Here is a 20,265-nt window from a genome sequence, read left to right on the forward strand (position 1 = left end):
CGTGTGCTGGCTTAGAAGAGCAGATGCCAGGCATGGTCGGAGAACGACAAATGAACGAAACGCAGCGCAATGAAGTAGCGCCGGCGGAGCCGCCCTACGCGCAATGGGAAGAACGGGCGAAGGAATTGGTTCTTTGGGGGATGGCGCAGCGCAAACTGGGCTACAAGGAACTGGCTCGGCGGCTCGAACGCTATGGAATCGAAGAATCGGCCGACCAGATAAACCGCAAGGTCAATCGAAAGCGGTTTTCTGCAGCTTTTCTGCTCGCTTGCCTGACCGCAATGGAACTGCAATCCATCCCCATTCTCGCCAAGCCGAAACAAACGAGCGCTCGTTCGTCGCGTTGAAACCCACTTGCACGGCGCCCTAGTCGTTCGGTCCCGGCCGCTCGCCATCACCCCCTCCCAACATGGGTGGTCTTTCCCTTTCTGCTGTTTAAGCGATGTCGAGTAGCGCAATCAACGCATCAACCAGCCGCTCTGACGATAGACCCTGTTGACCGTCGAGAATCAAAGCCCTGTCGGTCAACTTGGCGAGCACCTGTCGAACATCGCAGTCAATGAGGACCGGGTTTTCTGGTCGCCGGCGCTCGATATCAGCGCGGAGCCACTCTCGTCGAGGCACCAACGGCATGTTTGCCACGTGTAAAAGCCGGTTTCCCGGCAGCGTTGCCCCGACTACGCGCGCTTGCACAGTAGGTGGTAGCCGCTGCGCCGCACACCTGTAGCCGGAATAGAAAACCCACCATGTGTGCAATATGACGCGCGTTTTCGGCCTCGCGCAGATGACGCGTTCAAGCCAGGGGCTGTTTTCAAACAACGTGTGGCCAGCGACAAGAAGACGCGGCGTCTCCCCTTCATGCAGACGCACGTTGCGAGGATGGAGCACACCGTCGAAACCAAGGTAAAGGGTCGCAGGTTCCATCGCGACTCCTCGATGGCAAACGCAGCGCCAAGAGCGGAGGCAGCTTCCTAGCCGGGAAACATCGGCTTAGAATTGCGCAGACTTCCTCTCTTCGCCGACAGAGATAGGGCCGACTTCGCCATTGCGGCTGGAGTTCTGCTTCTGTTAAGTCGTCTTTTTGCACTGCTTGCCGCGCTCGCGACGAGCACACAGTTCTACAACCTAAAGGTTCGTGCCGTGAGTCACGTCGACACGCCCTGGACGCGCTTGGCCTCGCGCACTGCACGAGGGCTGCTTGCGCGCAAAGGATTCAGCTATGAAACCCTTGCCGCGCAGCTCTGCGCCATGGGAATCCAGGAATCCGTTAGAGGCGCGGAGAGTAAAGTTCAGCGAGGCTCATATCGCTTTGCATTTTTCCTCCAGGTTCTGAAGGCTGTCGATTCGGAGTACCCGCCATCTTGGAAGGCATACATCGAGACGGAGGATGCTTGGGAAATTGCTGCCAAGAAGATTGTCGTCCATGAGCTAACGGCTCACGCGCTTGACGTTGCAAAACTCGGACACCGCCTGACGCGACTCGGCATCCCGGCAGAGGCCAGCTCTCTCGAATCGCAGATTGCATTTGGCGAATTCCCGTTTGTCCTAGTCCTACAGCTGTCTCTGGTCGCACCTATTGGCGGAATGGAGCGCTTCGTTGACCAGAGAGACATCGAGCACACAGCGGCGACCGTCAATACCTAAGCTTGCCCTCATCGCGCGGAGCTTCTTGTAATTCTGCTTTTGCTCGGTTCGAGTTAGTCGGTACGTAAAAACACGCACCACTAGTGTAGGCCGGATGGTAGGGGACACAAGCACTGTTACATCGTGCGCTCCCCATCGCGCATGTCTTGACAAGCCCGCTTTGCGACGCGCGTAGCGTCGCCAGAACTTTGCTTCCGAAAAGAGAGCACGAGTGCATCCCAGTAAGGTCAGCTACAGCAGTTCATGACAAGGGGGTCGCACGAACACTCATAGAAGTGGTCAACTGCTTTTTTGGCTTCGCGCTTGGCAGACGCCGCCAGCGTCGCAATCGCATCGCTATCGAGTTGAGAGTCTGAGGGCACCGAGACGACTCCCACGGCGACCGTCACGAAGCCATAGAAGCGGAGGTTGCCGTGACGGTCTTCACTGTTGATGCCGCCCGCTTTGATGTCCGCTGGCGTGTAAATCTCCACCGCTTTGCGATTGAAGTCCGCCATGGCGGTGCGGATGCGCGACTCCCAATCCTCGCTCTGGAAGAGAATCAGGAAATCGTCGCCGCCAACGTGCCCGAGAAAGTCACGAAGTGGGTCACAGGCCTCACTCAGGACCGCAGCCGCCAACTTAAGCATTTCGTCGCCCTTCCAATAGCCATACTGGTCGTTGAACGGCTTGAAGCTGTTTAGGTCGCAGTAGCACGCGTGGAAGGGAGCTCCGCTTGTTAGCAGCCGCTTGATGTGGGCGTCAATTGGTAAGTTGCCCGGCAGGAACGTCAATGGGTTTGCGTACCTTGCCGCCTCGATACGCACTTCCGTGACCGCGCGTACAAGGTCCTCTCCTCGTGCAAGCCCTGCATAACGTCCATTCTCGACGAGCACCAGTCCATCCGCGAGATAGCGTTGGTCATCGCTGGCCAGCAGATTGACCAAATCTTCCATCGTCGCACCCTTTTCCAATACAGCGGGAGTGGGGTTCGCAATGGTCATACACGGCTTCTTGCCAAACAGGTCCCGGTGGTAAGGTAGCGCATACCAATCAATGAAAGAACGGCGACTGATGATGCCGACGGGCCGTTCATCCTTGACGACAGCGATAGCATGCAGGTTTGGATGCTTAGAAAATGCTGCCAAAACATCGTTGTTACGTGTATCTGGCAACACGCTAGGTGCGTCAATTAAAAGTCGGCTTGCGGAGTTCATTTCTCAGTTTTTTCTTCAACTCACGTCCCAGCGCTGTCACTGGTATTGACAAGAGAACGACAACGTTACGTCGATTCAGTTCGTGCAGTTTCTTTGACAGGCTCTTTGCAATCGCAGTGACAATCGCTCGCTCGAAGTCCATGTGCCACTCCCATGCGAAAGGGCTGCGACCGCTACATCCGCGCCGTCGAGAACTTATCGAAAATTGCCCAGAGATTGGCTACTGCGGGTCGCGAACGGCTGGACGACGTACCATCAACCAGAGGCTAGAATCGTTGCGAGCCTCGACCGCAGCGTCGCCTGGACAGCCGGAGCACTCAGACCTGTCTTCGAGGCGCATGCGATGAATCGTGCATCACATCGACCTGCAGCAACCACGCTCGGATGGTCGTCGATTGCGAGCCAGCGAGTAAGCCGACGCCGCCGAACTTCCGTCAGAATTTCGTCCGCCCTGGATGCGCCCCAGGTTTCCACAACACCAACGAAGCGGGCGCCAAGAGGACCAAGCACTCGTCTCAAATCGTCGTCATCGAGCAAGCGTCGCCAATCTGAGCTCACAATGATTTGAACCTCGGGGTGAGGCGCCAGGATGTCGACAAGGATTGGTCGCCAGCCGAACAAATTGGGATTAGCGATTAGGCGCCCAGCACTATCCAGAGCGGGCTCATCTGCAGCATGGAGTACGCCATCAAAATCCGTGAAGAGGACGAGGATTCGGGGAGCGCTTTTTGTCATACCGTCGTCGACGTGAAGCTAGTGCAGTAACCAAGTTCCCGCCATTGTGACTGGAGGCGGCGATATGAGAGCTACATGGCGGAGCCTGATATCTACACCGCGTGGCATGCAGACAGTTGGAATAGCTGGTTCGGCGTCTGCTATCACGAACCACCATCGCGGAGTGCATCGTATTCATCGCCCACATCGGTAGCCCCCTCCGACAGCGTCATTGAATTGTGTTGCAAGGCGCATCGTATTCTTCGGTTACATCCTTGAACTCCTTGACAGCGTTGTAGAGGGTCCAAAGCAGCCAAATATATTGAGCGTCATCGTCATATCCTGAGTTCCCCGACAACGCGTACCTCCGACCGCTACTGGTGATACCAGTGCGTGTACGGAAATCAAACGAGACGACGGCCGAGGTGACGCGACCATGACTGCTCTCGACGCAATGGCCTACGAGGTGCCTCTGTCCCAGCTCGGTCTCAAACACTCTCCACCGTGTGAGCGTTGCTTGCGGCTGCACGCTGACCGGAGGAACTGTTTCGAATGACATGATGACACTCCTGCCATTTATGGATGCTCATCGCCTGCCATCAAGAAAGTCTTCCCAATCCCACAAGTACGCGCAGCCCGTCGGCTCAGGCTCGCCGGCAATCACCGGACAAGCAGAGTTTCGGATGTTGGACGCGAAAAGAGCACGGGCAGGTTCAGGAATTTCACTCAAGCGGACGTACGCGAGCGAATCTGAAAAGTGGATTGGGACCAGGGGTATCCTTGGACGGGCGGGCAGCTCTTCCTTCCCAGTCAAGCCCACGGCGATGCATCGCGCCACGAGGTCCCAGATACTGGCGCTATACCTCGGGTAGCCACTGAGCTGTCCCTCCCCCACCAAGCCGAATGGCTCCTCCCGAAGAGTCACGGCGTAGCGCCCCAGTCGGCCGCCCTGAATGCGCCCGATTTCAGCTATCGCCAGCGCCCCGTGACCGTCTGCGCAGCCGCTAGGAAGCAATTCAATCGTGATGAGCAGCATCGCCAATCTCCTCGCCTCCGCAGAGGCGCCAACGTCCATACTGCGTGGGCGCACCAGCCACTCGCGTCGTCGTTCTACGGACGAGTCTTCCGCCGACCGAGAAGACGTGCTGCCGAACCATCATCGCGCCGCTGGGGACGTCGTCGTACCTCGGTCAGTACCGCGCCCCTCCCTCTATTCGCTACTCTCGTCTGCGGCGTTGGTGTGATTCCATAAGCGCTACCTCAGGCGAGACACTCCCTTGTGAGCAATTCTGATAAATACTCGCCTGTCACGTCCTTATGACCTGAGACCTTGTTGGACCAAGCTGCGATGTACCAACAAAGCTTCACCAGACCTTTGTCTCGGCCAGCGACGCCCGACAAGGCAAATCGAAGACCGCCCTTGGTGAGGCCCACCCTGGCTGTGCCATCAAAGGAGATAATCGGCGGGCTGACCCGGCAGCAACCGCCATTGCGCATGCATTTACCGACAAAGTGTCTGGTGCCAACGCAGGTTTGCATCACGCGCCACTCCACGAGGAGGGCGTCTCCTGCAATGTCTTCGACCGTCGAAATCCACGTGTGCACGGTGTTGCTCCTACGCTGTTAAGCAGCCTCATTGGGCGCAATGACGCCCTGCACAGGCGAGAGACGCCTTTGCTAGCAAGTCAGCACAACCGATTGCAAAAATTTGGGCACAAAACCACGCTCCTACGCCCGCTAAGCGGGCACAGGCGCGGTCAGCCCAAGCTCAGGCACGACGAGTCAGCAGCTCGATGGGCCGTCGGGGTGTCTTGCACGCAAGGGATGAGATTGTTGCCAGGAAGTAGTTCTGCTTGTGGCGGCAACAACTGATGCGCCGCTGGGGCGCGCGACTGCAGTCTAGGACGTTTGGTGAAAGATGCAAGGCCACGTAGGCTATGGAAGAACACCTGTTGTTCTGCCGAGCATTGGAGGTTCGATTCCAAACCACGTGTTCTCGGACATTCTCCAGTTGCCGACCATCTGGATTCCACACTCCTACCCCGGCTACGCTCAACATGCGCCGGATGAACACATGCTGAGTGGGATTGCGCGAGAAGGACTCATGCTAATGGCCGGCCTCTGGTGGGACCTTGGAGACAATGGGGTCTACGCCTCTTGAAAGGCTCGCATCGGGGAGCTGAGATGCTGAAGGAGGCGGTTTGCCGCAGCGGAGAGCTGCCGACCAACACGAATCACCAGTTGAGCCTCCGAACTACGGAGGACAATGTTGTCGATGGGAATTGCCTTCAGCTCACCAGCGGCAAGCTCGGTGGCAATGGAGAACGGCGGTAGCAGACTGTATCCAAGGTCGCTCTTCGCAAAGAGCTTCAGGATGGCGATTGAGTTCGTCGTGATGGTTGGATTGAGCCGTATCTTCTCCAACATCATTGCGGCATCAACCAGTTGCCTCGTTCCATACGACGGATGCGTTAGAGCAACGGGATAGGGAAGCCGTTGGCTTGCGTTACTGGGGCAACCTAGTGAAAACCGTCTGCGGTCCAACGAACCCAAATCTGTAGTCGTGCCGGCGGCCGACTGCGTTCGGCCGCCAACACCTGTCAGCTCGCTTGTCGAAGCGAGGGACTCGCCCCCTCACTTCCCGAAGGTTGATTGCTTTGCCTTGGTTAGCGATGTTTGCATCTCGAAGGCAACGATTGATTCGGCCACCCGTTTCCGCGTGGCCATTTTCATTGGTGCGAAAATATCGCTCGACGCGAGCTAGCCGCGCAACAGCCATGTCGAAGGCTACTTTGTCGCCGAAGCGGCCGCGCGCAGTGCGAGCAGATAGCTGTCGACACCGAAACCGCAGATTTGTCCCTTCACAACTTCGGCGAACACCGAGTGATGCCGGAAGGCTTCACGAGCATGGATGTTCGACATATGCACCTCGACGACAGGCACCGTGAGAATCGCCAGCGCGTCGCGAATACCATAGCTGTAATGAGTCCAGGCGCCGGCATTGATTAACACCGCGTCGACGCCATCGGTGAAGGCCTTGTGAATACGCTCGCACATCTCACCTTCGTGATTCGTCTGGAAGCTGTCAACTTCGACGTTCAACTCGCGACCGAGCGCTTGCAGTTTCTCGTCTATTTCGGCCAAGGTAATCGTCCCGTACTGGACCGGGTCGCGCTTGCCAAACATATTGTGGTTGACGCCATGAAGCATGAGTACTTTCATTTCAATCCCTCCTTAACCTTGAGTTTCAGTCGCGCGGCAGTTCGACGACGGTGCCCGACGTAGCCGCTGTAATGATAGCTTCGGTGATGCGCAGGTTCTTGAGGCCGTCTCGCGCCGATACCAAAGGCGCGACCGCACCGCGAGCAACCGCACCAAAATGCTCCATCTGATGCTTGATGGGGTCATCTCGCACCATGCCGACCACGCCAGCCTCGAACGGCTTCCACCAAGAGCGGTCCTCGTCTCGCGGATAGGTTTTCAGCCGCATGGTCGGAATGGCCAGACTCCCGTTTGTACCTGCGACGAGGTAACAGTCTTCGTCTTCGTAGGTCGGGTAGGCCTTGTTCTCCTGTGACGTCTGCTCCCAGCTACGAGCACTGGCGGCCGCGTCCGAGAGCATGAACGTGCCGAGCGCGCCGCTTTCGAACCGAAGATTGATAGCGACAGTGTCCTCGACCGGAAACGCTCTCGTCGCATGCGACTTGAATGCCTGGACGGCGACAATGTCGCCACAGAGCATGCGGAGGTTGTGCACTTCGTGAATCATGTTCAGCAGAATCGGGCCGGCGCCAATCTCGCGACGCCAGGGGGCATCGACAAAGTAGTGGTCCGGCTTCACGAACATCGCGGTACCGGTCACCGCGACGAGACGTCCGAGAACCCCCGAGTCCACGACCTGGCGAGCCTTCGCCATGATTGGGCTGTGGGCGCGGTGGTGGCCAATCAGAATCGGCACGCCTGCGCCCTCGCCAGCGCGCACCAGCACCTCGGCTTCGGCGACGGTCGCCGCAATTGGCTTCTCGAGCAGCATCGGTACCTGTGCTTCGAGAGCTTGCATTGCGTGTGCAACATGCAATTGGTTGGGCGTCGCGAGCACAACACCGTCCGGCTTATCCTTCTCGAACAGTTCGTCCAGTGTCGCGTAAAGCGGCACGTTCGCTTGTTCTGCGATTGCCTTCGCTGCAGGCGACGGGTCCACGATGGCCGAAAGCGCGCAGGTGCTACTCCCGACGGCCGCGCCGATATGCGCCTGTCCGATGTAGCCGGCCCCCGCGACGGCGATTCGAGTCTTGTTCATGCTTCGTATTGCTCCTCAGTCATTGCGCTTAGGCGCGTGATTGCGCAAGAGCCTGCTGGCGCATCTCTTGATACTCAGGTTTGCTGACCGGGCTCGCATCAGGCTTGCCCAAATCGTTCAGCGCAATCCGATAGGTTTCGCGCGCACTCCAGGCCGCAACCGCCGCCACAACGGTGATGCCAAACGTGATTGCGCCGATGGTCATCGGAATGCCGGTCGCGCCCGGAGGTGCCACGGCGGCAAAGAGCGCGGGCAACAGCGCGGTGAGTGCCGTTCCGACGTTCTGAGCAATGGCGACGGCGGTCACTCGCGTGCGTGTTGGGAAGAGCTCCGGATAGAGGCTCGGAAAGATTGCGTTGTAGCCTTGATAGATAACGCCCCACATCAGGAGCGACATGCCGATGGCTACCGGAACGTTCTTGATACTGATTGCGTACAGATAGAAGAACGACAGCAGCCCGGATACGAGCGCACCACCGATGACGAGGGGCCGTCTTCCGACGCGGTCCGACAGGTTGCCAACATAGGGAATAACAAGCACCGCGACGATGTTGCCGAGCACCGGAATCCAGAGATAAATGTCCTTCGCTAACCCGATTCCATAACCCGGCTGTACCGCGTATGCCGCGCCGAACACGGTAGTCACGACCGGAATGACGTTCATCAGGGCGATGCCGACAACGCGAAGCATGTCGCGCCAACCGTATTTGAACGCTTCCACGATTGGAGAGCGCGGCACGGCGTTCTTGATGCCTTCGTCCTGAAAGGCGGGTGTCTCTTCCACTTTTCGTCTGATGACGTAGCCCGCGACAATGACCAGGAAGCTCAACAGGAAGGGCAGACGCCAACCCCAGGAATTGAAAGCGTCTTCCGGCATGTAATGAGCCAGTGGAAGGAACACGGCGGCGGCGACAATCTGGCCGCCTTGCACACCCTGAAGCGTGAAGCTTGCGTAGTAACCCCGGCGCCCAAAGGGGGCGTGCTCCAGAATCATGGAGGCCGCACCGGAAATCTCCCCGGCGACCGCGAACCCTTGGATGAGCCGCATGATGACGAGCAGCGTGGGAGCGAGAACGCCGGCTTGTTGGTAGGTGGGCAGAAGTCCGACCGCCATTGTCGAGAATCCCATCAGGAACATGCAGGTGATGAGCACTTTCTTCCGTCCATGCGTATCGCCCAGGTGCCCCAGGAAGAACGCGCCAATGGGTCGTGCGACGTACCCCACGCCGTACGTGGCCAGCGAAGCCACGATGGCGACTGTGGGGTTGCCTTTGGGAAAGAAGATTTGCGGGAAGATGAGCGAAGCAGCCGTCGCGTAGATGAAGAAGTCGTAGTACTCGAGTGCTGAGCCTATCCAACCGCTCGCAACAGCTCTTCGCGTCTGCCGGGTCGGGTGTCCGCCGTCGGCCGCATTGCTGGCTTGATGCTTCATTGTTTCGTCTCCATGTATGACCGCCGCGTACTTGACGCGCGGCTTTGTCTGGAGCGGAGATTAAAGTCAACCGATGCGATTACAATGCGTGCATCGTTCACTTTAATCATTCCAAATCGTGAACAATGATTGGGACCTAGTTGACCTTCGCGTCTTCTGCCAAGTCGCTCGACGCTCGAGCTTCGTCGCGGCAGCAACGGAACTCGGTATTTCCCCCGCCTACGTCAGTAAGCGGGTCGCAGATTTGGAGCGTGCGCTGGGCGTTACGCTGTTTCACCGCACGACTCGCCGGGTTCGCATCAGTGATGCGGGTGAAGCAGTCTATGCATGGGCGCGCAAGGTGCTGGAAGCGGTGGAAGGGCTGAACGACAGCGTGTCGCATACGGACACCCGCCTGTCTGGCCAGTTGCGCATCAGCTCAAGCTTGCGACTCGGACGTAACCACCTTTCACCAATATTGGCTGAGCTGCATCGCGCGCATCCTGAACTCGAGATATGGCTGGAACTGATGGACCGCCGCGTCGACCTGCTGGCCGAGGGGTTCGATATCGATGTGCGGATGGGTGAGGTGTCCGAACCGCATCTGGTCACACACCTTGTCGTTGAGAATGCGCGGGTGTTGTGTGCTTCCCCTGAATATCTGGCACGACGGGGCACTCCCAAAACAGCGGCCGACCTGGCGAGCCACGACTGTCTTCTCTATCGGGAGCGACATCAGACGTTTGGCGTCTGGCGGCTACAGGGGCCTCAGGGCATCGAGTCGGTTAAGGTAACCGGGCCCATCGGTTCAAATCACAGTGACATCGTGAGCAATTGGGCGCTGGCGGGTCACGGCATTATCCTTCTTGCTGGATGGGACGTCGCTCATGCGTTGAAGTCCGGCAAACTCCAGCGCGTGCTGCCTGAATACCGGCAAGAAGCCAATGTGTGGGCCGTGACCGCCGCCAAACTTCAAACCTCCCCGAAGTTGCGCACCTGCACCCAGTTCATCATCAAGCGTTTGCGTAAAGGCCCCTACGCTCTGGACACCGCGATTCCCTGAATTCCGAGAACGTCGAGAACATATGGGGAAGCCCTTCATGCGTCGAGGTTGATTTCATCAACCACCGAATAAAAGCGCAATGACGCCGCGCAACCAGCGATTCCCGGCTTCATGGTGATATCTCGCGTGCCAATGCTGCCGAACGGCAAAGCGCTCGACCGGAATCGGACAGTTATGCACATGGAGCCCGTTCGCCTGCGCAAGCGTCTCGCCGATGTGGCGCGGTAGAGTTGCGACCAGGTCGGTTGTCTGGATGACGGCGCCAAGCCCCAAAAAGCCTGGCAGTTCCAATACGACCTCGCGCTCGATGCGTTCGCGTGCCAACGCTTGTTCGAGAAGTTGGGCTCCGGTTCCAGCCGCAATGGCGATATGCCCTTCCGCGCGATATTGTTTCACACCAAATCGGGCGCCGCCCCTTGGGTGACGCCTGTTCGTGAGGCAAACCCAATCCTGTTCGTAGAGTTGCTGTTGGTAGATTCCGCCGCTCAGCCACGGCACGTAACCGATTGCGAGGTCTGCTTCGCCTGATTCCAGCGCGCGTTCGGTATTGCCATCGATTGTCGCCGCCTCCAGCCGAACGCCCGGCGCTTGAGCACGGACGTGCGCGAGCAGCCTTGGGAGCAGTGTGATGTGACTCGCGTCAGTCATACAGATTCGAAACCTTCGCTTCGCAGTTGCGGGGTCGAAAGCAATTTCCCATGCGACGAAGCGTCGGAGCGACTCAAGAATTTCCCGACAAGGCCCAATCAGTGCGTCGGCCTGTGGTGTCGGCGCCATCCCTCCTGGCGTGCGAATGAACAATGGGTCTTGCAGATACTCCCGCAGTCGACCGAGCCATATGCTGATGGTCGGTTGACTCTGCCCGAGCTGCTCGGCAACGCGAGTCACGCTTCGGGTGTCATAGAGGATGTCAAAAAGCTGGAGCAGCTTCAGGTCCGGCAAATCGCTTGAGTTCATGGCGTTATTGCGATACGCAATATGCTCATTGTAGCCATTGAATTGTCAATATGTCGGGCAACTCCTATCGTGTGCAGCACACATCAAGGGGATGCCATTGAAGATTGCGATTCTCGGTGCCGGTGCGCTCGGCTGCGCTATCGGCTACGCGCTCACACAAGGCGGTCACGAGACCTGGTTGGTCACCCGCTCCGCTCCGCACGTCGACGCGATGCGCCGTGACGGACTGTTGGTGGACAGTGCCGAGGGCTCCAGGCACATCAAGGTCCGCGCAACCACGGACGCTGCCGACGTCGGTCCTGTGGATTTGGTCGTCGTGCTAGTCAAGTCCTTCCATACGGATGCGGCGATGCGCAGCGCGCTCGGCCTCATCGGAAGCGATACGGTCGTGCTATCGCTGCAGAATGGTCTCGGCCATGAAGATGTGCTTGCCGACATCGTGGGCCGCGAGCGAGTTCTGGCAGGAAAGACTTACGTCGGCGGCGTGTTGCGTGCTCCGGGCCATATTCAGGCCGGTGTTGCCGGAAAGCTCACCTTCATTGGGGAACTCGATGGCCGACTCACCCCGCGCGCGAAGGCCATCGCTGAAGCGTTCAATGCTTCAGGACTCGCCACCACGGTCAGCAGCAACATCATGGGGACCATGTGGGACAAGTTGCTGATTAACGTCGCGACAGGCGCCCTGACCGGCATCACCAGTCTGACATACGGTCCCTTGTACGAAGAACCCCTTCTCAAGGCGACCTCACTTTCCGCAGTGGCCGAGGCAATCGCCGTTGCAAAGGCTGCAGGCGTCGAACTGTCAATCACGGAGCCGGAAGACGCATGGAATCTGGCAGCCGCAGGACTTGGACCGGCTTTCAAGACTTCGATGCTTCAGAGTCTCGAAAAAGGCTCGGTCACCGAAATCGACTACATCAACGGGTCGGTCGTACGCTGGGGTGAACGCGTTGGTATTCCGACGCCGGTCAACGCCACTCTGGTCGCATGCATCAAAGGTATCGAGCGTGCGATGACCGACCAACAGAAGGAGGAGGCAAGAACATGAGCGGTCCCAAAGCATATCTCGAGCACGTTGCTATCTGGGTGAAGGACATTCAGTGGCACATCCGCTTTTTCGAAGATGTTCTCGGCATGACGATGCGCGAGGTCGACGGACCCATTGATGCGCCCCGCCAATACTGGACGCTGGGTGGACTGCAGTTCATCCATGCTCCAGAGCACGACGGACCGGAGGGCCGACTCGCTCATCTGGGCGTGATGTGCGAAGACCTCGAGCAGGCTTTGACGGCGGCAAAGCGCTATGGCGTGACGGAGATGCCGCAAGGACCTAATTGGGTGCGTTTGCCGGACGGACTCGCTGTCGAACTGATTCAAGCCCAACCCGCAATCTGTGTCGCGCAGGCACTGGCAATCAATCCCCGCGCGGAGGCGTGAGCATGACAATCGTTGAAAAGTATTGGGATGACGCGCGCGAAGGCGACGAGTGCGCGAGCCCGACCTACACCGTCACCAAAGAACGCATCCTGGCTTACGCTGACCTGACCGGTGACCACACGCCGGTGCATGTCGATGAGGAATATGCCAACGCGAGTCATTTTGGCAGCATCGTCGCGCATGGCCTATTCGGTCTGTCAATCGCCGATGGTCTCAAGACCCAGAGTGACTACCGCTTTCTGCCGGGCATGTCGCTCGGCTGGACCTGGGACTTCCTGCTGCCAATCAAAGTCAATGACGTGCTGCACGTGAAGTTTCGAGTGGGGTCCATGCGCGCAAGCAAGAGCCGGCGGGACTGGGGCATCGTGGTCCTGCCCTCGGAGCTCATCAATCAGAAGGGCGAGGTCGTGCAGCGCGGCGAACATCGCCTCATGGTGCCGCGCCGGCCGGGAGCGTACTGATGCAAGCACGTCCCCTCGAAGGCATTCGCGTCATCGATTACAGCCACTTTCTGGCAGGGCCCTACGTCGGTCGCTGCCTTGCAGGTCTCGGTGCGGAAGTCATCAAGGTCGAGCGTCCCGGCAGTGGCGACGCAGGCCGGCAGCACGCCACGGTGCTGGACGACAAGCAAAGCGGCTATTTCCTGCAGCTCAACATGGGCAAGCGTGGTGTCAGCGTCAATATGAAAGACCCGCGCGGTAAGGCATTCATGCAGCGCCTGTGTGACTCGGCCGACGTGTTCATCGAAAACTACCGACCCGGCGCGCTCGACAAGCTCGGACTCGGCTACGCCGCGCTGTCCGAGCGCAATCCGCGACTGATTTATTGCTCAATCTCGGCTTACGGGCACACCGGGCCGGATGCGCATCGCGCGGGTTTTGGTTTGATTGCAGAAGCAAAGAGCGGAATCATGCAAATGGTCGGCACGCCCGGCGAGCGCCCTCCGCTCCTGCGCATTTCCCTCGGTGATATGTACACCGGGATTCATGCCGTCGCGGCAATCAATGCAGCGCTGCTGGGACGTGAGCGGAGTGGGCGCGGTCAGCACATCGACATGGCGCTGTATGACACGCTCGTATCGATGCACGAATACGCCGTGCAGTGCTACACGATGCAAGGCGTTTTGCCTGAGCAAACGGGCCACGATATGCCGACGTCCACGCTCTACGGCGTGTTCCGTGCGTCCGACGGCGACCTGGTGATTGCGGCTCAGGTAGACGACGCCTGGAAACGGTTTGCTGAACTGGTCGAGAAGAATGGCGGCCCTGCAGGTTTCGGAGCCGACGGCCGCTTCCACACACTCACCGGTCGCAATACGTTCCGAGAAGAGATTCTTTCGGTCGTGCAGCCTTGGGTGGCCGCGCATTCCGTTGCGAAGATACTCGCGTTGCTCGACAGCGTCGACGTACCCTGCGCCAAGGTCCAACGAATCGACGAGGTCCTGAGCGACCCCCAAATCGTAGCGCGAGGCATGGTCGTGGAACAGCATCATCCGCGCTATGGAACGTTGCGCCTGCCCAACCTGCCTTTCCGCTTCTCAGACTGCGACACGGCGATTCGTGACGTTGCGCCGGACCATGGCCAGCACAACGCCGAAGTGGCGCAATCGCTAGGTTTTACGCCGGCAGAGATTGAGGCGATGCAATCCGAAGGTGTGCTTTATTCGAGGTGAGCCAACGATGACTGACAAGTACGCGGTAATTGGTAATCCCATCGGACATACCAAATCTCCTCTGATTCATGGCCTGTTCGCCAAAGAGACAAAACAGGACATGAATTACACGGCCATCGAAGGCCCGCTGGAACCGGAAAATGCTTTCGAAGATACGGTGCGGGCTTTTGCAGCGGGAGGGGGAAAGGGCATCAACATCACGGCCCCTTTCAAGCTCAAGGCATTCGCAATGGCCGACGAGCGAAGTGAGCGTGCAACGCTGGCTGGGGCGGCAAACGCGCTGAAATTTGCGAACGGTCGGACATTTGCGGAGAATTTCGACGGTATCGGGTTGCTGCGCGATATCGAGGTCAACATAGGCCTGCCGCTGCAAGGAAAACGCGTTCTCGTCCTTGGCGCAGGTGGCGCGGTACGGGGCGCATTGCTGCCGTTCCTTGCGGCACAGCCCGCAGAACTTGTCATCGTGAACCGGAACCTGTGCAAGGCTCAGGACTTAGTCAGCGAGGTCGGCTCAAAGGGGCCGCTGCGTGCGCTTGGCTATGGCGAGCTTGAGCCGATGGGGCAATTCGACCTCGTGGTCAATGCAACGTCAGCAAGTCTGACTGGAGACCTTCCTCCCGTCCCGCCCAGCGTTTTCAGCCCGGAGGGAACCGCATATGAACTCGCGTATGGAAAAAAACTGACACCGTTCCTGCGGCTGGCGCGCAATGCCGGTGTTCAAGGCATTGCGGACGGAGTAGGCATGCTGGTTGAACAAGCAGCAGAAGCATTCGAGTGGTGGCGCGGCGTTCGCCCGCAAACGCGAGCCATCATCGACCAGCTCACAGTTCCGTTTGATTGACCGACCAACTTGGACACCCATCGATTTGCAGTGAGAGAGGCAAGTGACCCTACACCGGAATTAGTACCGTCCATAAGTGGAGATTTCCGGCGTATGGGAACGGACTCTACATCGTCAGCGTACTAATCCCCGGGGGCAGGTCACGGCCGCTATTCTTCTTAGTGACTCCATGCATATTGCCCTTATCTGCGGCTGCCACGATTTGCACACGTTGTTCATCCAATATGACTTGCGACATTGCGAGGCCCCGTCGTTCGTTGGCCGATGATAGTTCGTTGATTACAGGCGCACGACATTGATGCCATCGCCCAATGTGTCTCGAGCGAGTGCTTCCATGTGATGGTGGTGGGTAAGGAAAATCACCTGGGTCTGCTTGGCAAGGGAGGCCATCCTCGGCAAACAAGGCGAGGTCTCCCACCGCTCAACCTAAGCGGCAACTTCACCTACAGCGACATTCTTCGGGCCCCTTGACCCTGCAGTGACTTGGGCGGTCGAAGTGAATCTTCGGGACGAAAATCGCAATACCGAACTTCCGTTGCGCACGCGGTTTCAGCTTCGGTAGACGCTGAACGGCAGTTCGCGGTGATGACATGAAATTCCTTTCTCCATCCGAATGTTCAACACGGCTGGAAAGTGAGGGCTGTTGCGAGAATCCGTACGGGGGACAGCACTAAGCACGGCCTCGTATCTACAGTTCGCAATTCCTAAATTCGATGGCAGAGGCGCCCATACGGTAGATGCCATCCGTACTTGCGTTGGGTCACCGCGACCTTGCCTCTTTCAGGTTACCGATTGGTCGCGTTATGCGGAGCTTAGGAATTCGATACTGGCGGAACTGGAATCGACATGTTCCGGCGACCTCCGACCGTTCGATGCCGACGTGGTCAAGGGGCGGGGAAGAACACAGCACAAAAACCGGCAACACCCTCAGCGCTCCTGACAGCCGCCTATACTGCCAGAATGACTTGGGTCGACGACACCGCTCTTCGGCTCGTTGCAACGTGAATTGAACGGACTCGCGAGGTTGTCATGAAGATTCTGGTGGTACTGACTTCACACGACCAGCTCGGCGATACGGGCCGGAAAACCGGATTCTGGCTCGAAGAGTTTGCCGCGCCTTATTTCGTGTTCAAGGACGCAGGCGTCGAGATGACGCTCGCTTCGCCAAAAGGCGGCCAGCCGCCTCTCGACCCCAAGAGCGACGATCCGGATTCGCAAACCGAAGCAACCCGGCGTTTCAAGAACGATAACGAAGTGCAAGCGGCCCTGGCAAATACAGCGAAGCTCTCAACTGTCTCGGCCGCGGACTATGATGCCTTGTTCTATCCCGGCGGACACGGACCGCTCTGGGATCTGGCAGAAGATCCGCAGTCGATCTCATTGATCGAAACCATGTATGCGGCGGGAAAGCCGGTCGCCGCCGTTTGCCATGCACCCGGTGTGCTCCGTCATGCAAAGGCGCCCGATGGCTCTCCGCTCGTGCGCGATAAACCCGTAACCGGCTTTGCCAATTCAGAAGAAGCGGCCGTCGGTCTTACGGAAGTGGTGCCATTCCTCGTCGAGGACATGTTGAAGAAGAATGGAGGCAAGTATTCGAAGGGGCCGGATTGGCAATCCTATGTGGTCGTCGCGGCAAGCCTGATTACTGGACAGAATCCCGCCTCGTCGGAAGCAGCGGCAAAAGCGCTGCTCTCGAGGCTGAGCATGGCTTGATACGTCGCCGGAGTTGAAGGAGTGAGTCATGCAAAAGGAGAGTGGGCCAGCAGATCCGAAACCCGAAACCAATCGAAGGACGTGATACATGCGCCCGAGCCGAACCTGAACCGGCGCGCACCAAGCACTTTGCTTTGATCGCACAGGGAATCTTTTCAGAAAATCGGCGTCGCTGGCTGGTAGAAGCGCGAACGATGATCGTTTGATCATGTCATGGGGCTTTCTGTTGCTGTCCGTGTCAGCCCTGGCTGGTCCCCCTGATTGTCTAAAAAGAATGGAGGAGCCGCGTCATGCAATCTTCCCTTGAAGAACACATGCTCTTCGATATGACACAGTGCGGAATTCGTTGCAGGCATCCTCATGCTGGTCTCGCACATCATGTTTGAATCTTTAGGGATGGCTCTTTACAGTCTCGGCTGTCTGGGGAAATGTGCCGCTGTCATGCTGGCGCTTCGGGTTTAATTGAAGCGGTGAGGATGCCCCGACAATGCTGGCCGCAGCGGCCATCCCCGCCCTCGTTGCTCAACAACCTTCGAGCCCGAATAGCCTGTGCCGAGCGCCTTCATTAGTTTTCGCTCGATTAGCCGAGCCATGCTTATTCGTTACTCATCGATATGGACGCCATCCGCAACGAAGCTCGCTCGACGCCGGCGCAATCCGACGCACCCGCTTTCACCGGCTTCGTGTGCGTGCGCGGCGCTCGCGAACACAATCTGAAAAACATCGACGTGCAGATTCCGCGTGATGCGCTAGTCGTCTTCACCGGCGTGTCGGGATCGGGAAAATCGTCGCTGGCATTTGGCACGTTGTACGCCGAAGCGCAGCGGCGCTATTTCGAATCGGTCGCGCCGTATGCCCGGCGCCTGATCGAACAGGTCGGCGTGCCCGAAGTGGACGCGATCGAAGGCCTGCCGCCCGCGGTCGCATTGCAGCAGCAGCGAGGCACGCCGAGCGCGCGCTCGTCGGTTGGCAGCGTGACCACGCTGTCGAGTCTCGTGCGCATGCTCTATTCGCGCACTGGCGACTATCCGCCAAAGCAACCCATGCTGTTCGCCGAGGATTTCTCGCCAAACACGGTGCAAGGCGCCTGTCCGACTTGCCATGGACTCGGCCGCGTGTACGAGGTTACGGAAAAATCCATGGTGCCGGACGACTCGCTGACCATTCGCGAGCGCGCAATCGCTGCATGGCCGCCGGCCTGGCACGGACAAAATCTGCGCGACATTCTGGTGACGCTCGGCTACGACGTCGATAAACCGTGGCGCGATTTGCCGAAGAAAGTCCGCGACTGGATTCTCTTCACCGACGAACAGCCGACCGTGCCCGTCTACGCCGGCCTCACGCCGAAAGAAACCCGCGCCGCGCTAAAGCGCAAGGACGAACCGAGCTATCAAGGGACATTCTCCGGTGCGCGCCGCTATGTGCTGCACACGTTCGCGAACACGCAAAGCGCGCTGATGAAAAAACGCGTGTCGCAATTCATGGTCGGCAGCGTCTGTCCGACCTGCCATGGCAAGCGGCTCAAGAAGGAAGCGCTGTCGGTGAAGTTCGCCGGGCTCGATATCGGCGATTTTGCTCAGTTGCCGCTCGCCAGACTTGCCGAGATGCTCGAACCGATCGCGCGCGGAAAATGGCCCGAGCCGGATGCCGCTCATTCGGTCAAAGACGCCGCCAGAGGCAGCGTGCTCAGCAGGAGCGCCATGCGCGATGCCGTCGAAAAGCGGGGCGCCGCAGGCGGTTCCGCGCACAAAGCCTCGCCCGACGTGAGGCGCACGCCCAACCTGTCCGAGGAGAAGCGCGTCGCTGCCCAGCGTATCGCAGCCGAACTTCTAGAGCGCCTGACGACGCTGGTCGATCTGGGCCTGGGCTATCTCGCGTTGGAGCGCAGCACGCCCACGCTGTCATCCGGCGAAACGCAGCGCCTGCGACTCGCCACGCAGTTATCGTCGCAGTTGTTCGGCGTCGTGTACGTGCTCGATGAGCCATCAGCCGGTCTGCATCCCGCCGATAGCGAAGCACTCTTCAGCGCGCTGCAGGGATTGAAGGCGGCGGGCAATTCGCTGTTTGTCGTCGAACACGATCTGCAGATGATGCGGCGCGCCGACTGGCTGGTCGACGTCGGCCCCGCAGCGGGTGAGGCCGGCGGCTATGTGGTCTATAGCGGGCCGCCCGCCGGACTCGCGAAGGTGGAGGCGTCGCAAACGCGCCGGCATCTGTTCGCGCCGCCGGCGCCAGTCGAACGTATGCCGCGTAAACCTACCGGCTGGCTGCGGCTCGCCGGCATCACGCGCAACAATTTGCTCGGGCTCGATGCCGCGTTTCCGCTCGGCTGTCTGACTGCCGTCACAGGCGTGTCGGGCTCGGGCAAATCGAGCCTCGTGAGCCAGGCACTGCCCGAGCTGGTCGCTAGCCACCTTGGACGCGCCTTCGAAAACCCGGACAACGACGAGCAGGACCCGTTGTTCGCCGCCACCGCCGTGCCGACCGGAGGCCGCATCACAGAAGGGATGGACACCGTGCGGCGACTCGTGCGCGTCGATCAGAAACCGATCGGCCGCACGCCGCGTTCCAACCTTGCCACTTACACGGGCCTGTTCGACCATGTGCGCAAGCTGTTCGCCGACACGCCGCTCGCCCGCAAGCGCCGCTACAGCGCGGGCCGCTTTTCGTTCAACGTGGCGCAAGGCCGTTGCCCGACTTGTGAAGGCGAAGGCTTTGTCAGCGTCGAACTGCTATTTCTACCGAGCGTCTACGCGCCCTGCTCGACATGTCACGGCACGCGCTACAACGCGCAGACGCTGGAAGTCACGTGGCGCGATAAAAACATCGCCGAGGTGCTCCGCCTGACCGTCGACGCCGCCTGCGACTTCTTCGCCGACGAAGCCAGCGTGATGCGCGCGTTGAACGTGCTGCGCGACATCGGCCTGGGCTATCTGCGGCTCGGCCAGCCGGCCACCGAACTGTCCGGCGGCGAAGCCCAGCGCATCAAACTCGCCACCGAACTGCAACGCGCGCAGCGCTCCGACACGCTGTATATCCTCGACGAGCCGACCACCGGCCTGCATCCCGCCGACGTGGACCGGCTCATGGTGCAACTCCAGGGACTCGTGGATGCCGGCAATACCGTCGTGGTGGTCGAACACGACATGCGGGTGGCCGCGCAGAGCGACTGGGTTATCGACGTCGGCCCGGGCGCCGGCGACGCCGGCGGCAAGATCGTGGCGAGCGGCACACCAGTGGAGATCGTGCGCGCGAAGGAAAGCCGCACCGTCGAGTATCTGCGGCAGTACCTCAACAACCACTGAAGATTGGTGCGC

20 protein-coding genes and 1 pseudogene are annotated in these 20,265 nt (G+C 59.1%); 11 read left to right on the forward strand and 10 right to left on the reverse strand.

What is annotated here, in order from left to right:
• Window positions 1–50: 50 nt before the first annotated feature.
• Window positions 51–347 (forward strand): DUF6471 domain-containing protein, encoded by a 297-nt coding sequence (locus BEK68_RS20575; RefSeq protein ID WP_024541817.1) that lies wholly within the window; start codon window positions 51–53, stop codon window positions 345–347.
• Between the two features lie 88 nt (window positions 348–435).
• Here BEK68_RS20575 and BEK68_RS25595 read toward each other — a convergent pair whose 3' ends face one another.
• Window positions 436–924 carry an HAD domain-containing protein gene (locus tag BEK68_RS25595; protein ID WP_025574138.1) on the reverse strand — a complete coding sequence of 163 codons (489 nt, stop codon included), beginning with the start codon at window positions 922–924 and terminating at the stop codon, window positions 436–438.
• Window positions 925–1,140: 216 nt separating this feature from the next.
• On the opposite strand from BEK68_RS25595, the gene BEK68_RS20585 reads away from it, so the two are divergent.
• Window positions 1,141–1,644 (forward strand): DUF6471 domain-containing protein, encoded by a 504-nt coding sequence (locus tag BEK68_RS20585; RefSeq protein ID WP_249262950.1) that lies wholly within the window; start codon window positions 1,141–1,143, stop codon window positions 1,642–1,644.
• A 227-nt stretch (window positions 1,645–1,871) separates the two neighbouring features.
• Here BEK68_RS20585 and BEK68_RS20590 read toward each other — a convergent pair whose 3' ends face one another.
• The 4 genes from BEK68_RS20590 to BEK68_RS25600 form a co-directional block, all read right to left on the reverse strand.
• Window positions 1,872–2,840: a diguanylate cyclase domain-containing protein gene (locus tag BEK68_RS20590; RefSeq protein ID WP_024541814.1), complete on the reverse strand. Its 969-nt coding sequence runs from the start codon at window positions 2,838–2,840 to the stop codon at window positions 1,872–1,874.
• 255 nt (window positions 2,841–3,095) lie between these two features.
• Window positions 3,096–3,575, reverse strand: a complete 480-nt coding sequence (locus tag BEK68_RS25165) for an HAD domain-containing protein (RefSeq protein WP_025574135.1) — start codon at window positions 3,573–3,575, stop codon at window positions 3,096–3,098.
• Window positions 3,576–4,140: 565 nt separating this feature from the next.
• Window positions 4,141–4,590: a hypothetical protein gene (locus tag BEK68_RS20595; RefSeq protein ID WP_024541813.1), complete on the reverse strand. Its 450-nt coding sequence runs from the start codon at window positions 4,588–4,590 to the stop codon at window positions 4,141–4,143.
• Between the two features lie 224 nt (window positions 4,591–4,814).
• Window positions 4,815–5,159, reverse strand: coding sequence for a hypothetical protein (locus BEK68_RS25600; protein ID WP_137910739.1), 345 nt, complete (start codon window positions 5,157–5,159; stop codon window positions 4,815–4,817).
• A 334-nt stretch (window positions 5,160–5,493) separates the two neighbouring features.
• Between BEK68_RS25600 and BEK68_RS26270 the strand changes: the two are divergent.
• Window positions 5,494–5,715, forward strand: a pseudogene (locus tag BEK68_RS26270) (M20 peptidase family dipeptidase); the annotation flags it as partial.
• Here the strand turns inward: BEK68_RS26270 and BEK68_RS26275 are convergent.
• The 4 genes from BEK68_RS26275 to BEK68_RS20615 all read right to left on the reverse strand — a co-directional run bounded on the left by BEK68_RS26275 (window position 5,703) and on the right by BEK68_RS20615 (window position 9,286).
• Window positions 5,703–6,107, reverse strand: a complete 405-nt coding sequence (locus tag BEK68_RS26275; RefSeq protein ID WP_316851922.1) for a LysR substrate-binding domain-containing protein — start codon at window positions 6,105–6,107, stop codon at window positions 5,703–5,705. The pseudogene BEK68_RS26270 and the gene BEK68_RS26275 overlap by 13 nt on opposite strands.
• A 234-nt stretch (window positions 6,108–6,341) precedes the next feature.
• Window positions 6,342–6,776 (reverse strand): type II 3-dehydroquinate dehydratase, encoded by a 435-nt coding sequence (gene aroQ, locus BEK68_RS20605; protein WP_024541811.1) that lies wholly within the window; start codon window positions 6,774–6,776, stop codon window positions 6,342–6,344.
• A 25-nt stretch (window positions 6,777–6,801) separates the two neighbouring features.
• Entirely contained in the window at window positions 6,802–7,854 is a 1,053-nt protein-coding gene (locus tag BEK68_RS20610; protein ID WP_024541810.1) for a Gfo/Idh/MocA family protein, read from the reverse strand.
• A gap of 28 nt (window positions 7,855–7,882) precedes the next feature.
• Window positions 7,883–9,286 carry an MFS transporter gene (locus tag BEK68_RS20615; protein WP_024541809.1) on the reverse strand — a complete coding sequence of 468 codons (1,404 nt, stop codon included), beginning with the start codon at window positions 9,284–9,286 and terminating at the stop codon, window positions 7,883–7,885.
• Window positions 9,287–9,404: 118 nt separating this feature from the next.
• Here BEK68_RS20615 and BEK68_RS20620 point away from each other — a divergent pair, with 118 nt between their 5' ends.
• Entirely contained in the window at window positions 9,405–10,328 is a 924-nt protein-coding gene (locus BEK68_RS20620; RefSeq protein WP_024541808.1) for a LysR substrate-binding domain-containing protein, read from the forward strand.
• 57 nt (window positions 10,329–10,385) lie between these two features.
• On the opposite strand, the gene BEK68_RS20625 is transcribed toward BEK68_RS20620, so the two are convergent.
• Window positions 10,386–11,285: a LysR family transcriptional regulator gene (locus BEK68_RS20625; protein ID WP_065851868.1), complete on the reverse strand. Its 900-nt coding sequence runs from the start codon at window positions 11,283–11,285 to the stop codon at window positions 10,386–10,388.
• A gap of 97 nt (window positions 11,286–11,382) precedes the next feature.
• On the opposite strand from BEK68_RS20625, the gene BEK68_RS20630 reads away from it, so the two are divergent.
• From BEK68_RS20630 to BEK68_RS20660, 7 genes are all read left to right on the forward strand, one after another.
• The gene (locus tag BEK68_RS20630) at window positions 11,383–12,333 is read left to right on the forward strand and encodes a ketopantoate reductase family protein (protein ID WP_065851884.1); all 951 of its coding nucleotides are present in this window, start codon (window positions 11,383–11,385) and stop codon (window positions 12,331–12,333) included.
• Window positions 12,330–12,722: a VOC family protein gene (locus BEK68_RS20635; RefSeq protein ID WP_065851870.1), complete on the forward strand. Its 393-nt coding sequence runs from the start codon at window positions 12,330–12,332 to the stop codon at window positions 12,720–12,722. The genes BEK68_RS20630 and BEK68_RS20635 overlap by 4 nt, the downstream gene beginning before the upstream one ends.
• A 2-nt stretch (window positions 12,723–12,724) precedes the next feature.
• The gene (locus tag BEK68_RS20640; protein ID WP_065851872.1) at window positions 12,725–13,183 is read left to right on the forward strand and encodes a MaoC family dehydratase; all 459 of its coding nucleotides are present in this window, start codon (window positions 12,725–12,727) and stop codon (window positions 13,181–13,183) included.
• Window positions 13,183–14,394, forward strand: a complete 1,212-nt coding sequence (locus tag BEK68_RS20645; RefSeq protein WP_065851875.1) for a CaiB/BaiF CoA transferase family protein — start codon at window positions 13,183–13,185, stop codon at window positions 14,392–14,394. The genes BEK68_RS20640 and BEK68_RS20645 overlap by 1 nt, the downstream gene beginning before the upstream one ends.
• 7 nt (window positions 14,395–14,401) lie before the next feature.
• Entirely contained in the window at window positions 14,402–15,235 is an 834-nt protein-coding gene (gene aroE / locus BEK68_RS20650) for a shikimate dehydrogenase (RefSeq protein WP_065851877.1), read from the forward strand.
• Between the two features lie 1,029 nt (window positions 15,236–16,264).
• Entirely contained in the window at window positions 16,265–16,948 is a 684-nt protein-coding gene (locus BEK68_RS20655; protein WP_004631575.1) for a type 1 glutamine amidotransferase domain-containing protein, read from the forward strand.
• A gap of 614 nt (window positions 16,949–17,562) precedes the next feature.
• The gene (locus BEK68_RS20660) at window positions 17,563–20,253 is read left to right on the forward strand and encodes an excinuclease ABC subunit UvrA (RefSeq protein ID WP_065851879.1); all 2,691 of its coding nucleotides are present in this window, start codon (window positions 17,563–17,565) and stop codon (window positions 20,251–20,253) included.
• Window positions 20,254–20,265 lie beyond the last annotated feature (12 nt).

Origin of the sequence: Ralstonia pickettii (assembly GCF_001699815.1) — a bacterium.
GTDB lineage: Bacteria > Pseudomonadota > Gammaproteobacteria > Burkholderiales > Burkholderiaceae > Ralstonia > Ralstonia thomasii.

Excerpts from the sequence above, each read along its gene's own strand:
- BEK68_RS20575 (WP_024541817.1), top strand. The coding sequence starts at position 51 with ATGAACGAAACGCAGCGCAATGAAGTAGCGCCGGCGGAGCCGCCCTAC.
- BEK68_RS25595 (WP_025574138.1), bottom strand. The coding sequence starts at position 924 with ATGGAACCTGCGACCCTTTACCTTGGTTTCGACGGTGTGCTCCATCCT.
- BEK68_RS20590 (WP_024541814.1), bottom strand. The coding sequence starts at position 2,840 with ATGAACTCCGCAAGCCGACTTTTAATTGACGCACCTAGCGTGTTGCCA.
- BEK68_RS25165 (WP_025574135.1), bottom strand. The coding sequence starts at position 3,575 with ATGACAAAAAGCGCTCCCCGAATCCTCGTCCTCTTCACGGATTTTGAT.
- BEK68_RS20595 (WP_024541813.1), bottom strand. The coding sequence starts at position 4,590 with ATGCTGCTCATCACGATTGAATTGCTTCCTAGCGGCTGCGCAGACGGT.
- aroQ (WP_024541811.1), bottom strand. The coding sequence starts at position 6,776 with ATGAAAGTACTCATGCTTCATGGCGTCAACCACAATATGTTTGGCAAG.
- BEK68_RS20610 (WP_024541810.1), bottom strand. The coding sequence starts at position 7,854 with ATGAACAAGACTCGAATCGCCGTCGCGGGGGCCGGCTACATCGGACAG.
- BEK68_RS20615 (WP_024541809.1), bottom strand. The coding sequence starts at position 9,286 with ATGAAGCATCAAGCCAGCAATGCGGCCGACGGCGGACACCCGACCCGG.
- BEK68_RS20625 (WP_065851868.1), bottom strand. The coding sequence starts at position 11,285 with ATGAACTCAAGCGATTTGCCGGACCTGAAGCTGCTCCAGCTTTTTGAC.
- BEK68_RS20635 (WP_065851870.1), top strand. The coding sequence starts at position 12,330 with ATGAGCGGTCCCAAAGCATATCTCGAGCACGTTGCTATCTGGGTGAAG.
- BEK68_RS20640 (WP_065851872.1), top strand. The coding sequence starts at position 12,725 with ATGACAATCGTTGAAAAGTATTGGGATGACGCGCGCGAAGGCGACGAG.
- BEK68_RS20645 (WP_065851875.1), top strand. The coding sequence starts at position 13,183 with ATGCAAGCACGTCCCCTCGAAGGCATTCGCGTCATCGATTACAGCCAC.
- aroE (WP_065851877.1), top strand. The coding sequence starts at position 14,402 with ATGACTGACAAGTACGCGGTAATTGGTAATCCCATCGGACATACCAAA.
- BEK68_RS20655 (WP_004631575.1), top strand. The coding sequence starts at position 16,265 with ATGAAGATTCTGGTGGTACTGACTTCACACGACCAGCTCGGCGATACG.
- BEK68_RS20660 (WP_065851879.1), top strand. The coding sequence starts at position 17,563 with ATGGACGCCATCCGCAACGAAGCTCGCTCGACGCCGGCGCAATCCGAC.